The 17,735-nt window shown below is 68.9% G+C and carries 17 protein-coding genes; 8 read left to right on the plus strand and 9 right to left on the minus strand.

All coding sequences use genetic code 11. The annotated features are described in order from the left end of the window. Positions 1 to 59: 59 nt before the first annotated feature. From V4U86_RS29030 to V4U86_RS29065, 8 genes are all read left to right on the plus strand, one after another. Positions 60 to 881: an NUDIX hydrolase gene (locus V4U86_RS29030; RefSeq protein ID WP_395309268.1), complete on the plus strand. Its 822-nt coding sequence runs from the start codon at positions 60 to 62 to the stop codon at positions 879 to 881. Beyond that, the gene (locus V4U86_RS29035) at positions 878 to 3,250 is read left to right on the plus strand and encodes a DUF6049 family protein (RefSeq protein ID WP_395309269.1); all 2,373 of its coding nucleotides are present in this window, start codon (positions 878 to 880) and stop codon (positions 3,248 to 3,250) included. The genes V4U86_RS29030 and V4U86_RS29035 overlap by 4 nt, the downstream gene beginning before the upstream one ends. Next, positions 3,247 to 6,834 carry a murein biosynthesis integral membrane protein MurJ gene (gene murJ / locus V4U86_RS29040; protein ID WP_395309270.1) on the plus strand — a complete coding sequence of 1,196 codons (3,588 nt, stop codon included), beginning with the start codon at positions 3,247 to 3,249 and terminating at the stop codon, positions 6,832 to 6,834. Before V4U86_RS29035 ends, murJ begins: the two co-directional genes overlap by 4 nt. A gap of 96 nt (positions 6,835 to 6,930) precedes the next feature. Continuing rightward, positions 6,931 to 7,524 (plus strand): RNA polymerase sigma factor SigM, encoded by a 594-nt coding sequence (gene sigM, locus V4U86_RS29045; RefSeq protein WP_395309271.1) that lies wholly within the window; start codon positions 6,931 to 6,933, stop codon positions 7,522 to 7,524. 4 nt (positions 7,525 to 7,528) lie between these two features. Then, positions 7,529 to 8,128, plus strand: coding sequence for a hypothetical protein (locus V4U86_RS29050; RefSeq protein ID WP_395309272.1), 600 nt, complete (start codon positions 7,529 to 7,531; stop codon positions 8,126 to 8,128). A gap of 108 nt (positions 8,129 to 8,236) precedes the next feature. Further along, the gene (gene trxB / locus V4U86_RS29055) at positions 8,237 to 9,199 is read left to right on the plus strand and encodes a thioredoxin-disulfide reductase (RefSeq protein WP_395309273.1); all 963 of its coding nucleotides are present in this window, start codon (positions 8,237 to 8,239) and stop codon (positions 9,197 to 9,199) included. A 39-nt stretch (positions 9,200 to 9,238) separates the two neighbouring features. Next, positions 9,239 to 9,571, plus strand: a complete 333-nt coding sequence (trxA, locus tag V4U86_RS29060) for a thioredoxin (protein WP_395309274.1) — start codon at positions 9,239 to 9,241, stop codon at positions 9,569 to 9,571. 104 nt (positions 9,572 to 9,675) lie between these two features. Continuing rightward, entirely contained in the window at positions 9,676 to 10,860 is a 1,185-nt protein-coding gene (locus V4U86_RS29065) for an N-acetylmuramoyl-L-alanine amidase (RefSeq protein WP_395309275.1), read from the plus strand. Positions 10,861 to 10,864: 4 nt separating this feature from the next. Here the strand turns inward: V4U86_RS29065 and V4U86_RS29070 are convergent, their stop codons facing one another. The 9 genes from V4U86_RS29070 to rpmH form a co-directional block, all read right to left on the minus strand. Next, the gene (locus tag V4U86_RS29070; RefSeq protein ID WP_395309276.1) at positions 10,865 to 11,611 is read right to left on the minus strand and encodes an acetyltransferase; all 747 of its coding nucleotides are present in this window, start codon (positions 11,609 to 11,611) and stop codon (positions 10,865 to 10,867) included. Positions 11,612 to 11,867: 256 nt separating this feature from the next. Beyond that, on the minus strand, positions 11,868 to 12,881 hold the full coding sequence (locus V4U86_RS29075; protein ID WP_395309277.1) for a ParB/RepB/Spo0J family partition protein: 1,014 nt from the start codon (positions 12,879 to 12,881) through the stop codon (positions 11,868 to 11,870). Further along, positions 12,878 to 13,906, minus strand: coding sequence for a ParA family protein (locus tag V4U86_RS29080; RefSeq protein WP_395309278.1), 1,029 nt, complete (start codon positions 13,904 to 13,906; stop codon positions 12,878 to 12,880). The genes V4U86_RS29075 and V4U86_RS29080 overlap by 4 nt, the downstream gene beginning before the upstream one ends. Next, a complete protein-coding gene (rsmG, locus tag V4U86_RS29085; RefSeq protein WP_395309279.1) occupies positions 13,903 to 14,586 on the minus strand; it encodes a 16S rRNA (guanine(527)-N(7))-methyltransferase RsmG in 684 nt (227 codons plus the stop codon). Before rsmG ends, V4U86_RS29080 begins: the two co-directional genes overlap by 4 nt. 66 nt (positions 14,587 to 14,652) lie before the next feature. After that, complete coding sequence (locus V4U86_RS29090) at positions 14,653 to 15,192, minus strand: protein jag (RefSeq protein ID WP_395309280.1); 540 nt, start codon at positions 15,190 to 15,192, stop codon at positions 14,653 to 14,655. A gap of 74 nt (positions 15,193 to 15,266) precedes the next feature. Next, positions 15,267 to 16,277, minus strand: a complete 1,011-nt coding sequence (yidC, locus tag V4U86_RS29095) for a membrane protein insertase YidC (protein ID WP_395312256.1) — start codon at positions 16,275 to 16,277, stop codon at positions 15,267 to 15,269. A gap of 43 nt (positions 16,278 to 16,320) precedes the next feature. Further along, positions 16,321 to 16,551, minus strand: a complete 231-nt coding sequence (gene yidD, locus V4U86_RS29100) for a membrane protein insertion efficiency factor YidD (RefSeq protein ID WP_395312257.1) — start codon at positions 16,549 to 16,551, stop codon at positions 16,321 to 16,323. Between the two features lie 50 nt (positions 16,552 to 16,601). Continuing rightward, positions 16,602 to 16,979, minus strand: coding sequence for a ribonuclease P protein component (gene rnpA / locus V4U86_RS29105; RefSeq protein ID WP_395309281.1), 378 nt, complete (start codon positions 16,977 to 16,979; stop codon positions 16,602 to 16,604). 22 nt (positions 16,980 to 17,001) lie between these two features. Beyond that, positions 17,002 to 17,145 carry a 50S ribosomal protein L34 gene (gene rpmH, locus V4U86_RS29110; protein ID WP_087028634.1) on the minus strand — a complete coding sequence of 48 codons (144 nt, stop codon included), beginning with the start codon at positions 17,143 to 17,145 and terminating at the stop codon, positions 17,002 to 17,004. Positions 17,146 to 17,735: the final 590 nt, after the last annotated feature.

Here is a 17,735-nt window from a genome sequence, read left to right on the forward strand (position 1 = left end):
CCGGCTACGACCGGCGCGTGTGGCGAGCAGGTAAAGCCGCGGCAACTACTATCGCTTGGGTGTCGGACGGTGAGCACGCCAAGCCTCGACGGCGCCGGGGGCGTCGCCGCGGTCGCCGGGCTGCCGGTCCGCCCGAGGCCGACACCGAACGCACCGGCAGCACCGCCGAGTCGGGCACCCAACCCGTCGGCCAGCCCGGCAAGGCAACGAACTCCGGCCCGTCCCCGAGCAACACCGCCCAGCCGGCCAAGCCCGGGCAGAACCGCAAGCCGCGCCCGGTCACGCGGCGCGCCCCGGACCGGCTGCGCACCGTGCACGAGACCTCGGCCGGCGGCCTGGTCATCGACGGCCTCGACGGCCCGAAGGACACCCAGGTGGCGGCGCTGATCGGTCGGATCGACCGGCGCGGACGGATGCTGTGGTCGCTGCCGAAGGGGCATATCGAGGTCGGCGAGACCGCCGAACAGACCGCCGTCCGCGAGGTCGCCGAGGAGACCGGTGTGCAGGGCAGTGTGCTCGCCGCACTCGGCAGCATCGACTACTGGTTCGTCACCGAGGGCCGCCGGGTGCACAAGACCGTGCACCATTACCTGATGCGCTTCCTGGGCGGTGATCTCTCCGATGAGGACATGGAGGTCACCGAGGTGGCCTGGGTGCCGCTGCGCGATCTACCCGCCCGGCTGGCCTACGCCGACGAACGCCGGCTGGCCGTGGTGGCCGGCGAGCTCATCGACAAACTGCACACCGACGGCCCCGGTGCGCTGCCGCCGCTGCCGCACAGCGCGCCGCGCCGGCGTCCCCAGACCCATTCGCACACCCGCAACCGCCGCCCCGAGGATTCGCCACCCCGGCGGGCGAACGGTTGCGGACAGGGCCCGTGAACCGGGCCCGGGTGCTGGTTCGCGTCCTCACCGCCGCTGTACTGCTGCTCCTCCTCGCGACCCCCGCCGTACTGCCCGGCGCCGCGGCCGCCGAACCGGATTCCGCCGCGTTCCTGACCCTGCGGATCGACCGCGTCACCCCCGACATCGTCACGACGACCAGCGGCGCGGTGGTCACCGTCGCGGGCACCGTGCGCAATGTCGGTGACCGTCCGGTCCGCGACGTGGTGGTCCGGCTGGAGTCCGCGCCCGCCGTCACCGGATCGGCGGGGCTGCGGACCAACCTGTCCGGCAACCTCGACCAGTACACCGCGGTCGCGCCGTTCATCACGCTGTCCGCCGAGCTACAGCGCGGCCAGGAGGTGCCGTTCACCCTGGCCTACCCGGTGCGCGGCACCGGAGAACCGTCCCTGCGGATCGACCAGCCCGGCGTCTATCCGCTGCTGGTGAACGTCAACGGCACCCCTGATTACGGTGACCCGGCCCGCCTCGACGACGCCCGGCTGCTGCTCCCCGTGCTCGGTGTCCCCCCCGACCCGGCCACCGGTGACTCCGAGGGCCTGTCCGCAGTGGTCGCCCCGGACACCTCCCGGCCGGTGGCGATGACGGTGTTGTGGCCGCTGGCCGACCGCCCGCGGCTGGCCGCCGGCATCCCGGGCGGGACCACCCCGGTCCGGCTGCTCGACGACGAACTGGCCACCTCGCTGGCGCCCGGCGGACGGCTGGACACCCTGTTGTCGGCCGCGGACTTCGCCACCAGCGCCGAGGTGGACGCCGACGGCGCCGTCGGCGGCGCACTGTGCCTGGCGGTCGACCCGGACCTGCTCATCACCGTCAACGCCATGACCGGCGGCTATGTCGTCACCGACGACCCCGACGGCGGGCTGGCCGCACCCACTCACCCCGGCATCGGTCAGGAGGCGGCGGTCACCTGGCTGAACCGGCTCCGGGGACTCGCGCAGCGGCTGTGCGTGACGTCCACGGTGTACTCCCAGGCCGACCTGGACGCGCTCAAGCGGGTCGGCGACACCGCCCTGAGCGCGGTGGCCACCACCGGCGCCGCCGACATCGTGGACCAGATCCTCGGGACCCGTTCGGTACGCGGCGCCACCCTGATCGGGGACGCACCGCTGACCGCGCCGGCGGTGTCGCTACTCGGCGCCCGGGGGCCCACGGTGGCCGTCGCCGCCGCCGCGCTCTCGGCACAGGACCCCGGCGGGGCGGACCTCACCCCGCAGCGCAACTCCTCCGACGTCGTCACCGCCCCGTTCGACCCCGCTCTGGGTGCCGCGCTGGCCGGGGCCGGGGGCGCGCCGATCACCCCGACCCACCTCGACGAGGATCTGCGCATCCCGCTGCAGCACGACTCCCGGACAGCCCGGCTGCAGAACGCGCTCGGCGCGCTGCTGTGGCGCGGCTTGTCCCCCGACTCCGAACCCCGCACCCAGATCGTGCTGCCACCGCTGACCTGGGATCTGAACCCCGGCGAGGCGCAGAGCCTGCTGACCTCGGTGGCGAGCGCCATCCGCGCGGGTCTGGCCGAGCCCCGGCCGCTGCCGGCCGTGATCCTCGAGACGCCGCGGGCCGCACCACCGGAGCCCAATCCGGTCCCCGAGCCCACCCTGGACCCGGACGCCTTCATCGACAACGGGGTCACCTCGGGAATCTCGGCGGTCACCGGCCGACTCTGGGGGCTGACCTCGGCGCTGACCGCCGATCAGCGGACCGGCCTGACCGGTACCCAGTACACCGCCCCGCTGCGCGAGGACATGCTGCGCGCGCTCAGCCAGTCGATCGCCGCGAACAGCCGTAACCAGGCTGCCCAGCAACGACTTTCGACCGTCAGCCGCACCGTTGCCGATCTGTTCGCGGCAGTCACCGTGGTCAACCCGGGCGACTCCTACACGCTGGCCACCGAACGCAGCCCGCTGCCGCTGGCGCTGCGCAACGATCTGCCCGTGCCGATCCGGGTCCGGCTGCAGATCACCGCACCGCCCGGCGTGGCGGTGACCGACCCGGGCGAGATCGAACTGCCGCCGGGTTTCCTGCCGCTGCGGGTACCGATCGAGGTGCACTTCACCCAGCGGTTCGCCATCGACGTGAACCTGAGCACCGCCGAGGGATTGCCGCTGGGCGATCCGGTCCGCCTGTCGGTGCATTCCAACGCCTACGGCAAGGTGCTGTTCTTCATCACACTGACCGGTGGTGTGATCCTGGCGCTACTGGTCGGACGACGGCTGTGGCACCGTTTCCGCGGTCAACCCGACCGGGCCGACCTGATCCCGCCGACCCCCCGGCGCCCCGATCCACTGGACACCGCGCTGGCCCACGGCAACGACCGACCACCACGAACAGACGAGCCTCGATGACCAACCCGCAACGGGTGCCCCGCGGGCACACCACCCGCCGCCGGGCAGGTGGCGCCGCACCGACCGCCCCCCGGCCCGGTCAGCCGCGCCAGGAACTGTCCGATTCGGCGGTCGTGTCGCGGTCATGGGGCATGGCGGTGGCCACCCTGGTCAGCCGGCTCACCGGGTTCGCCCGCATGGTGCTGCTCGCGCTGATCCTGGGCGGCCCGCTGCTCAGCTCGTTCACCGTGGCCAACCAGCTGCCCAACCTGATCGCCGCGCTGGTGCTGGAGGCGACCTTCACCGCGATCTTCGTGCCGGTGCTGGCCCGCGCCGAACGTGACGACCCCGACGGCGGCACCGCGTTCATGCGGCGCCTGGTCACGCTCGCCACCGCACTGCTGATCGTGGCCACGATCCTGTCGGTGGCCGCCGCTCCCCTGCTGGTGGATCTGATGCTCGGCAGCGACCCGCTGGTCAACCGCCCACTGACCACCGCGTTCGCCTATCTGCTGCTCCCGCAGGTGATCTTCTACGGGCTCACCTCGGTGTACATGGCGATCCTGAACACCCGCAACGTATTCGGGCCGCCGGCCTGGGCGCCGGTGCTGAACAACGTCGTGGCGATCCTGACCTTGGCGGTGTACCTGCTGGTACCCGGCGAACTGTCCGTCGACCCGGTCGAGATGGGCAACGCCAAACTGCTGGTGCTGGGCATCGGCACCACCCTCGGCGTGGTCGCCCAGGCCGCGGTGCTCATCCTGGCGCTGCGCGCCGAACGCATCAGCCTGCGCCCGCTGTGGGGTATCGACGACCGGCTCAAACAATTCGGCATGATGGCGCTGGCGATGGTGCTCTACGTACTCATCAGCCAGATCGGCCTGATCGTCGGCAACCAGATCGCCAGCGGCGCAGCGGCTTCGGGCCCGGCCATCTACAACTACACCTGGCTGATCCTGCAGCTGCCGTTCGGCATCATCGGGGTGACGGTGCTGACCGTGGTGATGCCACGGCTGTCCCGCAACGCCGCCGCCGACGACGGCCCGGCCGTGCTGGCCGACCTGAACCTCGCCACCCGACTGACCATGATCACGCTCATCCCGATCGTGGCGATGATGACGGTGGGCGGCCCCGCCATCGGCAGCGCGCTGTTCGCCTACGGCAACTTCGGCCAGACCGACGCCGGATATCTCGGCATGGCGATCACCCTGTCCGCCTTCACCCTGATCCCGTATGCGCTGGTGCTGCTGCAGCTGCGGGTGTTCTACGCGCGGCAGCAGCCGTGGACCCCGATCGTGCTGATCCTGGTGATCACCGCGGTGAAGATCTCGGCCTCGGTGGCGGTGCCGCATCTGGTCTCCGACCCCGGCATGGTCGCCGGGTACCTGGGCCTGGCCAACGGGCTCGGGTTCCTGGCCGGCGCCACCGTCGGGTACCTGGTGCTGCGCGCCAACCTCAACCCGCCCGGCGGCAAGATGCTCAACCTGGACGTGCTGCGCACCATCCTGGTCACCATCGCGGCGTCGATGATCGCCGGGCTGGCCGCGCACGTGGTCGATCAGCTGCTCGGGCTGGAGGCGCTGACCGAGCACGGTGGCGGCCTCGGATCGCTGCTGCGGCTGTTCGTACTCGGCGTCATCATGCTGCCGATCCTCGGCGCGGTGCTGTGGGCGGCCAAGGTACCCGATGCGGTCGCCGCGGTGGCCGCCGTGCAGCGCCGGCTGCCCGGCCGGACCCCGGCCGTTTCCGCGCCTGACCGGCCACGAGCGCAATCCCCGGTCACGTACTCTGATCACAGCAATTCGCATCCCATGCGGCCTGCACGCCCCCCGGCTGCGCGCCGGTACGGACCGCACGCGGGAATTGCACAGCAGCAGATGCCGAAAGGACCACCAGCGGTGAGCGATGACCCCGTGACCGGATCGGCACCCCGGGCAGGCGGGCGCTCCGACCAGGGACCGGCCGCTGGCGACTTCCAGCCCGACACCGGAGGTTTCAGCGCACCGCCGCCGGCCGACCGGCCTCCGGCCGACGGACCCGGACAGCGGCCTCCGGCCGACTACGGCGACGACCCGACCCGGGCACCCCTGGCCTTCGACCCCCCTCGGGAACCCGCGCTCGAGACCGCCACCGCCGACGAGGATGTGCATCTCATCCCGGGCGCCACCATCGCCGGTGGCCGCTACCGGCTGCTGGTGTTCCACGGCGGGCCCCCGCACCTGCAGTTCTGGCACGCCCTGGACACCGCCCTGGACCGCCAGGTGGCCCTGACCTTCGTCGACCCCGACGCAGTCCTGCCGGACAAGGAACTGCAGGAAATCCTGACCCGCACCATGCGGCTGTCCAAGGTGGAGACCCCGGGCATCGCCCGGGTGCTCGATGTTGCCCGCACCGGTTCCGGTGGGCTGGTGGTCTCCGAGTGGATCCGTGGCGGCTCGCTGGCCGAGGTCGCCGAGACCTCGCCGTCGCCGATCGGTGGGGCCCGCGCGATCCAGTCGCTGGCGGCGGCCGCCGAGGCCGCGCACCGCGCCGGTGTCGCGCTGTCGATCGACGATCCGAGCCGGGTGCGGGTGAGCATCGAGGGCGACGTCGTGCTCGCCTTCCCGGCCACCCTGCCCGACGCCACCCCCGAGGACGACATCCGCGGTATCGGCGCCTCGCTGTACGCCCTGCTGATCAACCGGTGGCCGCTGCCCGAGTCCGGCCTGCACAGCGGTCTGGCCCCCGCCGACCTCGACGCCGCGGGCCAACCGGTGGAGCCACAGTCCGTGGACGGGGACATCCCGTTCCAGATCTCCGCGGCGGCCGCCCGGGCGGTGCAGGAAGAGGGCGGTATCCGGACCGCACCGACCCTGCTCAACCTGCTACAGCAGGCCACCGCCGTGGCGGACCGCACCGAGTACATCGCGCCGGTCGACGAGACCGCGGAACCCGCTGCCCGCTTCGGTACCGGCGACCTGGATGCGGAGGCCGCGGCGCGGCGCCGCAAGGGCATCATCATCGGCCTGGCGGCCGGCGGCGTCGTCGTGGTCCTGGCCCTGGTGCTGCTGGCCACCATCCTCAGCCGCATCTTCGGCAATGTCGGTGACGGGCTGGGCCGCGACGAGCTCGGGCTGAACAGTCCGACCAGCACCTCCGAGCAGGCGGAGGGCGGGACCGTCGTCAAGCCGGTGCGCGCCACGGTGTTCTCCCCCGAAGGAGAGGCCGATGCGCCCGCCGAGGCGGGACTGGCCATCGACGGCAACCCGTCCACCGTGTGGCCCAGCGACACCTACTCCGATCCCTCCCCGTTCCCCGGGTTCAAGAACGGTGTCGGTCTGATGCTGCAGCTACCCCGGTCCACCGCGATCGGGTCGGTCACGCTGGACGTGTCCAGCGTGGGCACCGCCGTACAGATCCGCGGCTCGGATTCGGCCAGCCCGGCCTCGCTGGAGGACACCACCGCGCTGACCGAGCCGACACCGGTGAAGAAGGGTTCCAACACCATCGAGATCGAGGATCCGAAGGCCACGCCGTATGTGCTGGTGTGGATCTCCACGCTCGGCACGGTGGACGGGAAGAGCCGCACCGACATCGGTGAGATCACCCTCAACGCGGCGTCCTGAGGGTTATCCCCAGCCCTGACGACGGGTAACCACAGGTCAGCGGGCATCGCCAAGTTGGTGCCCAATGAGGGCTGCGCGCACCCTTAGTGTTCGGCTGTGGGGAGTTTCGGGGGATGCTCTGGGCACGATCGCACCGACGCACAGTTGCTGGCCGCCCATGTGGCGGGTGACCGGCTGGCCTTCGAGGAGCTGTTCAACCGGCACCAGCCGCAGCTCTACCGGCTGGCCCGGATCACCAGCCGCTGCCCCGACGACGCCCGCGATGCCCTGCAGGACGCCATGCTGTCCGCGCACTGCAATGCCGCGCGGTTCCGGCACGACTGCTCGGTGCGCAGCTGGCTGCACCGGATCGTGGTGAACGCCTGTCTGGACCGGCTGCGCCGTCACAAGGCACACCCGACCACACCGCTGGACGGCACCGTGGCCGGCTGCATCGCCGATCCGGCCTCCCGGGTGGTGACCGCCATCGTGGTGGAACGCGCGCTGATGCGGCTGCCCGTCGACCAACGCGCGGCCGTGGTCGCCGTCGACATGCAGGGCTTCTCGATCGCAGAGACGGCGCGACTGCTGGGCGTGCCGGAAGGCACCGTGAAGAGCCGCTGCGCGCGGGCCCGGACGAAGCTGGCGGGCACGCTCGGATATCTGGGCACCCCCGCGGTTACCGCCGAAACGGGATCCGCCGCGCGATGATGAGATGGTGCAGCCCGAATCGGGGGATCCCGCCGCAGCCGACCTGCGCGCCGCCCACGACCGGGTGCGCCGCGATCTGGCCGCGCTCGGCGCCGACGATGCCTCTGCCGAGCCTGCACCTGCCGATGTGACGGCCGCCATCCGGTCCGCGCTACGCAGAGCGCCGCCGCCGGCGCACCGGGTATCCCAGTCCCGGCCGGTGCTGGTGGCCGGGATCATCGCGGCGGTGCTCGCCGTCGGGCTCGGCCTGTTCGCCATGATCGGTGCGGATGCCGACCGGCCGGTCAGCCGGGATCCGGGGCCCACCGCCCGGCACATCACCGTCCAGCGCGCCCCGGCCACCGTGCCGCTGGGCGACGTCGGGGTCCTGGAATTGCTGGACCAGCCGGCTTCCCTGGGCGGGCTGGCCGATCCGCAGGGTTGCCTGCAGGCCGTCGGACTCCCCGCCGACACCCCGATCCTGGGTGCCCGGCCGGTGTCCACGGGTGTGCTGCTGGTGCTGCCCGCCCCGGAACCCTCATCCGTTATCGCATTGGTGGTCGCACCGCAGTGTCCGGCCGCCGGCGCCGGGGAGCTGGCCCGCACCCGGGTCGCCCGTCCGTGACTCCCGCCCCGGCCGACTGCCCCGACTGGGACGGGCGGGAACACCCCCGCCTACCCTGATGTTTGAACAACTGGCCGCGTATGCGGCAGAAAGGCTGGGATATCCAGGATGTCCACCACTTCGGAGGCCACGTCCCCCGTTCACGACGTGATCATCATCGGCTCCGGCCCCGCCGGGTACACCGCCGCGGTGTACACGGCCCGCGCCCAGTTGAAGCCGCTGGTGTTCGAGGGCATCCAGTTCGGTGGTGCGTTGATGACCACCACCGAGGTGGAGAACTATCCCGGGTTCCGCGAAGGCATCATGGGACCCAATCTGATGGAGGAGATGCGCGAGCAGGCGCTGCGCTTCGGCGCCGACCTGCGGATGGAAGATGTCGACGCCGTCGACCTGACCGGCCCGATCAAGACCGTCACCGTCGGTGACGAAACGCACCGCGCCCGGTCGGTCATCCTCGCGATGGGTGCCGCCGCCCGCCAGCTCGGGGTTCCCGGCGAGATGGAACGCATCGGGCTCGGCGTGAGCACCTGTGCCACCTGTGACGGCTTCTTCTTCCGCGACCAGGACATCGCGGTGGTCGGTGGCGGCGACTCGGCGATGGAGGAGGCCATCTTCCTGACCAAGTTCGCCCGGTCCGTCACGCTGATCCACCGGCGCGAAGAGTTCCGCGCGTCCAAGATCATGCTGGATCGCGCGCAGGCCAACGAGAAGATCACCTTCCTCACCAACAGCGCGATCACCGAGATCGAGGGTGACCCGAAGGTGACCGGAATTCGCTTGCGCGACACCGTGACCGGCGAAGAGTCCAAGCTCGCGGTGACGGGCGTGTTCGTGGCGATCGGCCACATCCCGCGGTCGGATCTTGTGCGCGGTCAGGTCGACGTCGATGATGACGGATACGTGAAGGTGATCGGTCGCAGTACCGCCACTTCCGTCGAAGGTGTCTTCGCCGCAGGCGATCTGGTGGACCACACCTACCGGCAGGCCATCACGGCCGCCGGGTCGGGCTGTTCGGCGGCCATCGACACCGAGCGTTGGCTCACCGAATTCCCTGCTCCCACAGAGGATTAGACACCCCTCCCCCAATTGACCACTAGACCAGGAGAATTGATGAGCGAGAATTCCGCGACCACCGTCGTCACCGACGATTCGTTTTCCCAGGACGTGCTGACCAGTTCCACCCCGGTGCTGGTCGACTTCTGGGCCACCTGGTGCGGCCCCTGCAAGATGATCGCCCCGGTGCTGGAGGAGATCGCCGCCGAGAAGGCCGGCGAGTTGAAGGTCGTCAAACTCGACGTGGACGCCAACCCGGCCACCGCGCGTGACTTTCAGGTCGTATCGATCCCGACCTTGATCTTGTTCAAGGACGGCCAGCCGGTGAAGCGCATCGTCGGCGCCAAGGGCAAGGCGGCACTGCTCAGGGAGATCGGCGACCACGCCTGACCCCCAGGTTTGCCTGATTTTCCCGGGTGTCTGAGACAATACCTGCAGTCCAAACTGCGAACGTTGGCTCCTGCCGACAGTGCAGCGCGTCTGAAAGGCCAGGTATGTCGATACTGCGTCGCGGCGACCGGGGAAGTGCGGTCGTCGAGATCAGGGCGGCTCTGGCGGCCCTCGGGCTGGTCAACAGCCCGGACGCCGACCTGTCCACCGGCAAGCATGTCGCCGTAGACGTGTTCGATGCCGAGCTCGACCATGCGGTCCGCGCGTTCCAGCAGCAGCGCGGCCTGCTGGTGGACGGCATGGTGGGTGAGGCAACCTCCCGCGCACTGCGGGAGGCCTCCTATCAACTCGGCGCCCGCACGCTCTCTCATCAGTTCGGTGCCCCGATGTACGGCGACGACGTCGCCACATTGCAGGCCCGCCTCCAGGACCTCGGGTTCTACACCGGCCTGGTGGACGGGCACTTCGGCTTGCAGACCCACAACGGGCTGATGTTCTTCCAGCGCGAGTACGGCCTGTTCCCGGATGGCATCTGCGGTCCGGAAACGCTGCGCTCCCTGTATTTCCTGGGTTCCCGGGTCACCGGGGGCTCACCGCATGCCATCCGCGAGGAAGAGCTGGTGCGGCGCTCCGGCCCGCGGCTGTCCGGGAAGCGGGTCATCATCGATCCGGGCCGGGGCGGCGATGACCGAGGTGCCATCATCAGTGGCCCCGAGGGCCCGCTCAGCGAGGCAGACATCCTGTGGGACTTGGCAAGTCGTCTCGAAGGCCGCATGACGGCGATCGGTATGGATACCTTCCTGTCCCGTTCGGTCGGGCGTAGCCCGTCGGACGCCGAGCGCGCGGCAACCGCAAACACCGTCGGGGCCGACCTGATGATCAGTTTGCGGTGTACCAGCCACAGCAGCCCGTCCGCGAACGGTGTCGCCTCGTTCCACTTCGGTAACTCCCACGGCTCGGTGTCCACGATCGGGCGCAACCTCGCCGACTTCATTCAGCGAGAGTTGGTGGCGCGCACCGGCATGAGCGATTGCCGGGTGCACGGCCGGACATGGGATCTGTTGCGTCTGACCCGGATGCCCACGGTCCAGGTGGATCTGGGATACGTCACCAACTCGCAGGACCGCGCGCTGCTGGCCTCCAGTCAGGCCCGGGATGTGATCGCCGAGGGCATGCTGGCCGCGGTGAAGCGGCTCTACCTGCTCGGTAAGAACGACCGCCCCACCGGCACCTTCACCTTCGCCGAACTCCTGGCGCACGAACTATCGGTCGAACAGGCCGGCCGCTAACCACTCACCCGCACGGCACGGCGCCGACCGGCGCCTGCAGTCGGGCGCTCTCCAGCAGCCGCTCCAGTGCGGCTTCCACATCGGCCTTCCAGCCCAGGCCCTGCTCGAGCTCGAGCCGCAGCCGCGGGAAATACGGGTGTGGCGCAACGACTTCGAAGCCCATGTCGATGAGCAGATCGGCCGCCACGATGCACTGGCCGGCCGAGCAGTCCCCGAGCACCTCGATCACGGCCTGCAGATCGGACGGCACACCGGACTCGCCGAGTTCCTCCACCTGCGGGGTGCGGCCGAACGCCTCGAGCGCACGCACACCGCGGCGCACCAGATCGCCGACCACCGCGGTGATCAGCCCGCGGGACAGATGGTCACCGTCGTCGGCGGAATCGAGTCCGAGCGAGGTGAGCAGCACGGCGTCCGCGCTGACCGGACCGGTCGGAAACTTCTTCGCCCGGGGGACGGCGCCCGGCGGTGCGTAGAACACGTAACCCAGGCACGGGGCATCGCTGAACACCTCCGCCCGATCGGGATCCTGCTCCCCCGGTTCGGCCGCACAGTCCACGGCGACCTGACCACACGAGCCCCACTCCAGCATGACCATCGAGAGCCACGCTTCCTTCTCGAACTCCGGGTCGGCTAGATGATCATCGCCGCGCAAGGTGGACGGGTCGACCTCCCAGAACACGCACCGCCTCGCATGCTTGGGCAGCTGCTCGAACGACTCGAGCCGCAGCGGGCTGATACGTGCTGACACTTCGATACCCCAACCTTCACATGGTTCCGGCGCGCACGGATGCCACTCCAGAATAGGAGAAGCCCGTCTGCTCAGCCCACCGAGCCCGGCAAAGACAGCCGACCCGGCGTCGGAAGCCAAAGATGTTGTCACGCATAGCTTCTCCTTTCCGGACCGGTGCCTGAGCGACGCTGGCCGATTTCAGTGTCACAGTGACGTAATTCGCCGGTGTCTCCGGTCCCGGAAGTCCCGCGCGTATTCGGCCACTTTTCCTCGGTTACTGCTTCGTCGAGTTCATCAGTTCGACGATCCGCTGCAGATCGTCGACCGAGCCGAACTCCACCACGATCTTGCCCTTGCGCTTGCCCAGGCTCACCGTCACCCGGGTGTCGAAGGCCGTCGACAACTGTTCGGCGACGTCCTGCAGGCCCGGCATCTGGATGGGCTTGCGGCGCGGCGCGGGCGGCTCGGACGGCCCGGCGCGGTTGGCCAGGGTCACGGCCTCCTCGGTGGCCCGCACCGACAGTCCCTCCGCGACGATCCGGGCCGCCAGCTCCTCCTGCTTCTCCGGTCCCCCTTCCAGGGACAGCAACGCACGGGCATGACCGGCGGACAGCACCCCGGCCGCCACCCGCCGCTGTACCGGGATCGGCAACTTGAGCAGACGGATCATGTTGGAGATGAGCGGGCGGGACCGGCCGATCCGCGAGGCCAGTTCGTCGTGGGTGACGCCGAACTCCTCGAGCAGCTGCTGGTACGCCGACGCCTCTTCCAACGGGTTTAGCTGGGCCCGATGGATGTTCTCCAGCAGCGCGTCGCGCAGCATGCTGTCGTCGGTGGTCTGCCGGACGATGGCCGGGATCGCGCTGAGCCCGGCCTCCTGCGAGGCCCGCCAGCGCCGCTCCCCCATCACCAACTGGTAGCGCGTCGGTCCGTCCTCCGCGGGAAGCGCACGCACCACGATCGGCTGCATGACGCCGAACTCCTTGATCGAGTGCACCAGTTCCGACAGCGCTTCCTCGTCGAAGACCTGCCGCGGCTGGCGCGGGTTGGGATCGATCTGCTTGGGGTCGATCTCCCGGTAGACCGCGCCGAACTCCGATACCGCGGCGCTCTCCGCGGCGGCGTTCTGCGCGGGAGCCGGCGCCGGTGACGGTGCGCCGCCCATCAGGATGTCGGCCGCCGCGTCGCCGATCCGCGGCCCGCCGAGCGCCTCCCCGTCGGCCGGACCGGTGGGGATTAGTGATGCCAGGCCGCGTCCCAGACCGCTGCGCTTCTTTGCCTGGTTCATCGTGCTGCCCCCTTCGTCGTACCACGCTGTGCGATCTCCCGACTCGCGTCGAGATAGCTCATTGCTCCACGTGAACCCGGGTCGTAATCCAGGATCGTCATCCCGTACCCCGGAGCCTCGGACACCTTGACGCTGCGCGGGATCACCGTCCGCAGCACCTTGTCACCGAAGTGGGCACGCACGTCCTCGGCCACCTGATCGGCCAGCCGGGTCCGGCCGTCGTACATGGTGAGCACGACGGTGGTGACGTCCAGTTCCGGATTCAGATGCGCCTTAACCATCTCGATGTTGCGCAGCAGCTGACCGACGCCCTCCAGTGCGTAGTACTCGCACTGGATCGGGATCAGCACCTCCGGGGCGGCCACCAGAGCGTTGATGGTGAGCAGACCGAGGGAGGGCGGGCAGTCGATGAAGACGTAGTCGAAGCTGTGCTGCTTCAGCCCGGCCAGCGCTCCCCGCAGTCGACCCTCGCGGGCGACCATGCTGACGAGTTCGATCTCGGCACCGGCGAGGTCGATGGTGGCCGGCACACAGAACAGCCGCTCGTTGTGCGGGCTGCGCTGCAGCGCCGCCTCGAGCGGGATTTCACCGATGAGTACTTCGTAGGACGATGGCGTCCCCTGCCGGTGTTCGATCCCGAGCGCGGTGCTGGCATTGCCCTGCGGGTCGAGATCGATGACGAGAACCTGCAGTCCCTGACGCGCGAGGGCCGCCGCGACGTTCACCGCGGTGGTCGTCTTACCGACCCCACCCTTCTGATTGGCGATGGTGAATACGCGCTGACGATCCGGGCGCGGCAGACCGCCCTGACGGTTGTGCAGCAGCCGGGTCGCTCGTTCGGCTTCAGCGGCGATAGGCGTGTCGGCCACCGGATCACCCTGCCAGGTGCCCGCGGCCGTCGTCCACGTTTCCCGTTGCCCGTTGGTTTCACGTGAAACATTCTCGGGCGCGGCGACCGCGGCCGCCTTCGCGGGCGCCGGCTTGCCGCCGTTCCCCACTGCGTTCCGCTCCCGTCCGAACCTCATCGCTTCCTCCTACCCGGCCGCACTGCTGTCGCTCCGCGTCGCGCAACCACCACGGTGCCGGGCGGGTTCAAAAACTCCACGCCACATCTCACCACTCTCACGTCCGTGGCACCAAGCGAAGCCAGCGTCCGCTGGTGCTCCTGCACTTCCTCCACTGCCCGCTCCCCCTTCAACGCCAGCATTCGGCCACCGACCCGCAGCAGCGGGAGACTCCACCGGGCCAGCTTGTCCAATGACGCAACCGCTCGCGAGACCACTGCGTCCATCGCGCCGGCCTCGTCCCGCACTGCCTTGTCCTCGGCGCGGCCCCGGATCACCGTGACGTCCAGACCCAGTTCGCCGATCGCTTCCTTGAGAAAGTCGCTGCGCCGCAGCAGCGGCTCGATGAGGGTGACGTGAAGATCGGGGCGCGCGATCGCCAGCGGTATGCCGGGCAGTCCGGCCCCGCTGCCGATGTCGGCCACCCGCTCCCCCGGCTCGAAGAGCTCGGCCATCGCCGCGCTATTGAGCAGGTGCCGGTCCCACAGCCGGTCGACCTCGGACGGTCCGAGCAGGCCGCGTTCGATGCCGGCGCCCGCCAGGATCTCGCCGTAGCGCTGCGCCACGTCCAAACGATCGCCAAAGCAAAGGGCCGCCGGCTGGGGCGCCGGACTCAGTTCGCCATGTTTCACGTGAAACATCCTCCGGTTGCACCAGGCCGACGGCCCTGTCTTGTTGCTTGAACTACATGCGTGTAACTAACGCGCTCACGCGGGCAGGACGACGACGCGACGCGACGGCTCGGCGCCCTCGCTCTCGCTGCGGACCCCGTCCACCGCGGCGACCGCGTCATGCACGATCTTGCGCTCGAACGGGGTCATCGGTGACAGTTCCTCGCGCTGCCCGGACTCCACCACCCGACGGGCGATCTTGTCGCCCAGGGCCGCGAGCTCCTCGCGACGACGACGACGCCACCGGGCGATGTCCAGCATCAGCCGGCTGCGCTCACCGGTCTTCTGGTGCACCGCGAGGCGGGTCAGCTCCTGCAGGGCGTCGAGCACCTCACCCTTTCGGCCCACGAGCTTGTTCAGGTCGCTGCCCCCGTCGATGCTCACCACGGCGCGGTCGCCCTCGACGTCGAGGTCGATGTCGCCGTCGAAGTCCAACAGGTCCAGCAGCTCCTCGAGGTAGTCGCCGGCGATCTCGCCTTCGGCTACCAGTCGCTCCTCCAGGTCGTCCACTCCGGCGGTGGTCTCGGCGTCCTCGGCCGCGGCGTCGGTCCGCTCGGTGGTTTCGGCGTCGGTCATATCCGTCTTCTCCTTACTTCGCCACGTCCGCCTCCCGGTCGTTTCCGGGGTCGATCGGCTCTCGGCTTTGGCTTCTAGCGCTTGGGCTTCTTGGGCCGGGCGCCTGCGTTGGTGTTCTTCGACTTGGGCGCAGCGTTCTGCGGGCCCGGCTTCTTGGCCGACTCCTCGGCACTCGACTCCACGATCTCGGTGGCCGAGGAATCCTTGACGACCTTGCGGGCCTTGTTCGGCTTCTGGCCGGGAGCGGGAGCATTGGCCGACCGGCGCTCCAGCGCCTCGGCCTTCTTGGCTTCTTCTTCCTGCTCGATCTTGCCGAACACGTAGTGTTGCTGTCCGAACGTCCAGACGTTGTTCGACACCCAGTACAGGATGATGGCCAGCGGCAGGAACGGCCCACCGACGACGACGCCGAGCGGGAAGACGTACAGCGCGAGCTTGTTCATCATCGCGGTCTGCGGGTTCGACGCCGCCTCCGGGCTCTGGCGGGCAATCGAGGCGCGGCTGTTGAAGTAGGTCGCGACACCGGCCAGGATCATCAGCGGCACACCGACACCGATGATCGCAACGCGGCTGACGTCGAATCCGATGAACGCCGCCCAGCTGCTCTCGGACTGGATCATGGTGGCGCCCAGGGGAGCGCCGAACAGGTTCGCCTGCAGGAAGTTCTGCACATCGGTGGCGCTGAACACGTAGTTGGACAGCTGCTTGTTCAGCTCGATGTCCAGCCCGAGCTCACCGAAGTTGTGGCCGGTGCGGTTGAAGGACCGCAACACGTGGAACAACCCGAGGAACACCGGCACCTGCGCGAGCATCGGCAGACAGCCCAGGATCGGATTGAAGCCGTGTTCCTTCTGCAGCTTCTGCATCTCCAGCGCCATCCGCTGGCGGTCCTTGCCGTACTTCTTCTGCAGGGCCTTGATCTGGGGCTGCAGTTCCTGCATCTGCCGCGTCGTCCGGATCTGCTTGACGAACGGCTTGTAGAGGATCGCGCGCAGGGTGAACACCAGGAACACCACCGACAGTGCCCAGGCGAAGAAGTTCGTCGGGCCGAGGAGGAAGGCGAACGCCTTGTACCAGACCCACATGATCGCCGACACCGGGTAATAGATGATGTCGAGGCTGAACCAGTTAAACAACAGAATCGCTCCTGACGACTTCTACCGAAGTCTTCTCGCCGGCCTTGTCACCGCGCTCGGGAATGGGGTCCCACCCGCCACGGTGCCACGGAGCACATTTGGCCAACCGGACCACGGCCAACCAGCCGCCCCGGATCAGACCGAACTCGGTCAACGCGTCGACGGCGTACTGACTGCAGGTGGGGGTGAACCGGCACGACGGCAGCCGCAACGGTGAAATCATGGTCCGGTACAGCTGAATCACGAAGATCACGCTGTTGGCTGCCCACCTCGTCACGGTCGGGCCTGCCGTTGATGACGCGCCTTCTTCAGCGCGGAACGTAACTCGGATTCCAGCCGGCTCGACGCGGCGTCCCGGCTTCCGGGCAATGCGCGGATGACCACCCGGTCCTGCGGGCCGAGCACCGGAACGCCGTCGGTGACGAGCTGATACGCGACATGCCGAAGCCGGCGGGACACCCGATGCCGTTGCACCGCATTACCCACCGACTTGGACACCACCAGCCCTATCTTGGGGCCGTCTGCGCAATCATCGACAAAATCGTCGTGCAACGCGTGCACGACGATGTCGGGCTGGGAAGCCCGTATGCCTTGGCGAACCGTGACACCGAAATCACTGGAGCGTGTCATCCGGTACCGGGCCGGAAGCACTGCCGGAGAACCCTGCGTCAGATCACGCAGTGAGTGAGCGGCGGCCCTTGCTGCGGCGGGCCGACACGATGGCGCGACCTGCGCGCGTACGCATCCGCAACCGGAAACCGTGCACACGGGCCCGGCGGCGGTTGTTCGGCTGAAAAGTCCGCTTGCCCTTGGCCACGGCTGTCTCTCCTCGTTCGATCTGGTGTTGACAACCTCAGTCGCCATGACAGTCATGGCGGCCGAGGACGCTGCCACCGTTGGTAAGCTCATCCATCTTGCCGGCGCAGCGTCTGTGAGTTCCGGAGGATTGATCCCCAAGACCCCGAGCCGCAGCCGTATCGCCACGTGCGGGCGACTGCTCGAGGGTACTGACGAGATTTGCCTGGGTCAAACCTGGCCCGGACTGCTCATCCTGCAGCTCAGCCCAGTCTCATCCGGCAACAAAAACCACACCAGTTACGAACTCTGCCCTTGCTGTGAAGAAGCTGTCGGCAATGTTGCAGAACGGTTGGCACTCCGAGAGAAAACTGTTAGCTTCTGGCAATGCCGTTCCACGCGGAGCGGCGCCGGAACTTCAGCGAGGACCACACCGGCCGCGAGCCCGCAGACCGTCCCGGACTGCGTAGAGCTCGGACACGGCATCCACGCCGATAGACAACGCGACGAGTAGTACCCAGCACTGTCCACAGTCTGTGGATAACTATGTGGATGGTTTGTTATCGTCGCCCCCGGGAAATTTCCCGAGGAACAGCAAGGGGGTAGGCGTCG

Origin of the sequence: Mycobacterium sp. AMU20-3851 (genome assembly GCF_043974665.1) — a bacterium.
Lineage (GTDB): Bacteria > Actinomycetota > Actinomycetes > Mycobacteriales > Mycobacteriaceae > Mycobacterium.

Bases quoted from the DNA above. Each gene is read 5' to 3' on its own strand.
- murJ (WP_395309270.1), top strand. From the start codon at position 3,247: ATGACCAACCCGCAACGGGTGCCCCGCGGGCACACCACCCGCCGCCGG.
- V4U86_RS29050 (WP_395309272.1), top strand. From the start codon at position 7,529: ATGGTGCAGCCCGAATCGGGGGATCCCGCCGCAGCCGACCTGCGCGCC.
- trxB (WP_395309273.1), top strand. From the start codon at position 8,237: ATGTCCACCACTTCGGAGGCCACGTCCCCCGTTCACGACGTGATCATC.
- trxA (WP_395309274.1), top strand. From the start codon at position 9,239: ATGAGCGAGAATTCCGCGACCACCGTCGTCACCGACGATTCGTTTTCC.
- V4U86_RS29065 (WP_395309275.1), top strand. From the start codon at position 9,676: ATGTCGATACTGCGTCGCGGCGACCGGGGAAGTGCGGTCGTCGAGATC.
- V4U86_RS29075 (WP_395309277.1), bottom strand. From the start codon at position 12,881: ATGAACCAGGCAAAGAAGCGCAGCGGTCTGGGACGCGGCCTGGCATCA.
- V4U86_RS29080 (WP_395309278.1), bottom strand. From the start codon at position 13,906: ATGAGGTTCGGACGGGAGCGGAACGCAGTGGGGAACGGCGGCAAGCCG.
- rsmG (WP_395309279.1), bottom strand. From the start codon at position 14,586: ATGTTTCACGTGAAACATGGCGAACTGAGTCCGGCGCCCCAGCCGGCG.
- V4U86_RS29090 (WP_395309280.1), bottom strand. From the start codon at position 15,192: ATGACCGACGCCGAAACCACCGAGCGGACCGACGCCGCGGCCGAGGAC.
- yidC (WP_395312256.1), bottom strand. From the start codon at position 16,277: ATGTGGGTCTGGTACAAGGCGTTCGCCTTCCTCCTCGGCCCGACGAAC.
- yidD (WP_395312257.1), bottom strand. From the start codon at position 16,551: ATGATTTCACCGTTGCGGCTGCCGTCGTGCCGGTTCACCCCCACCTGC.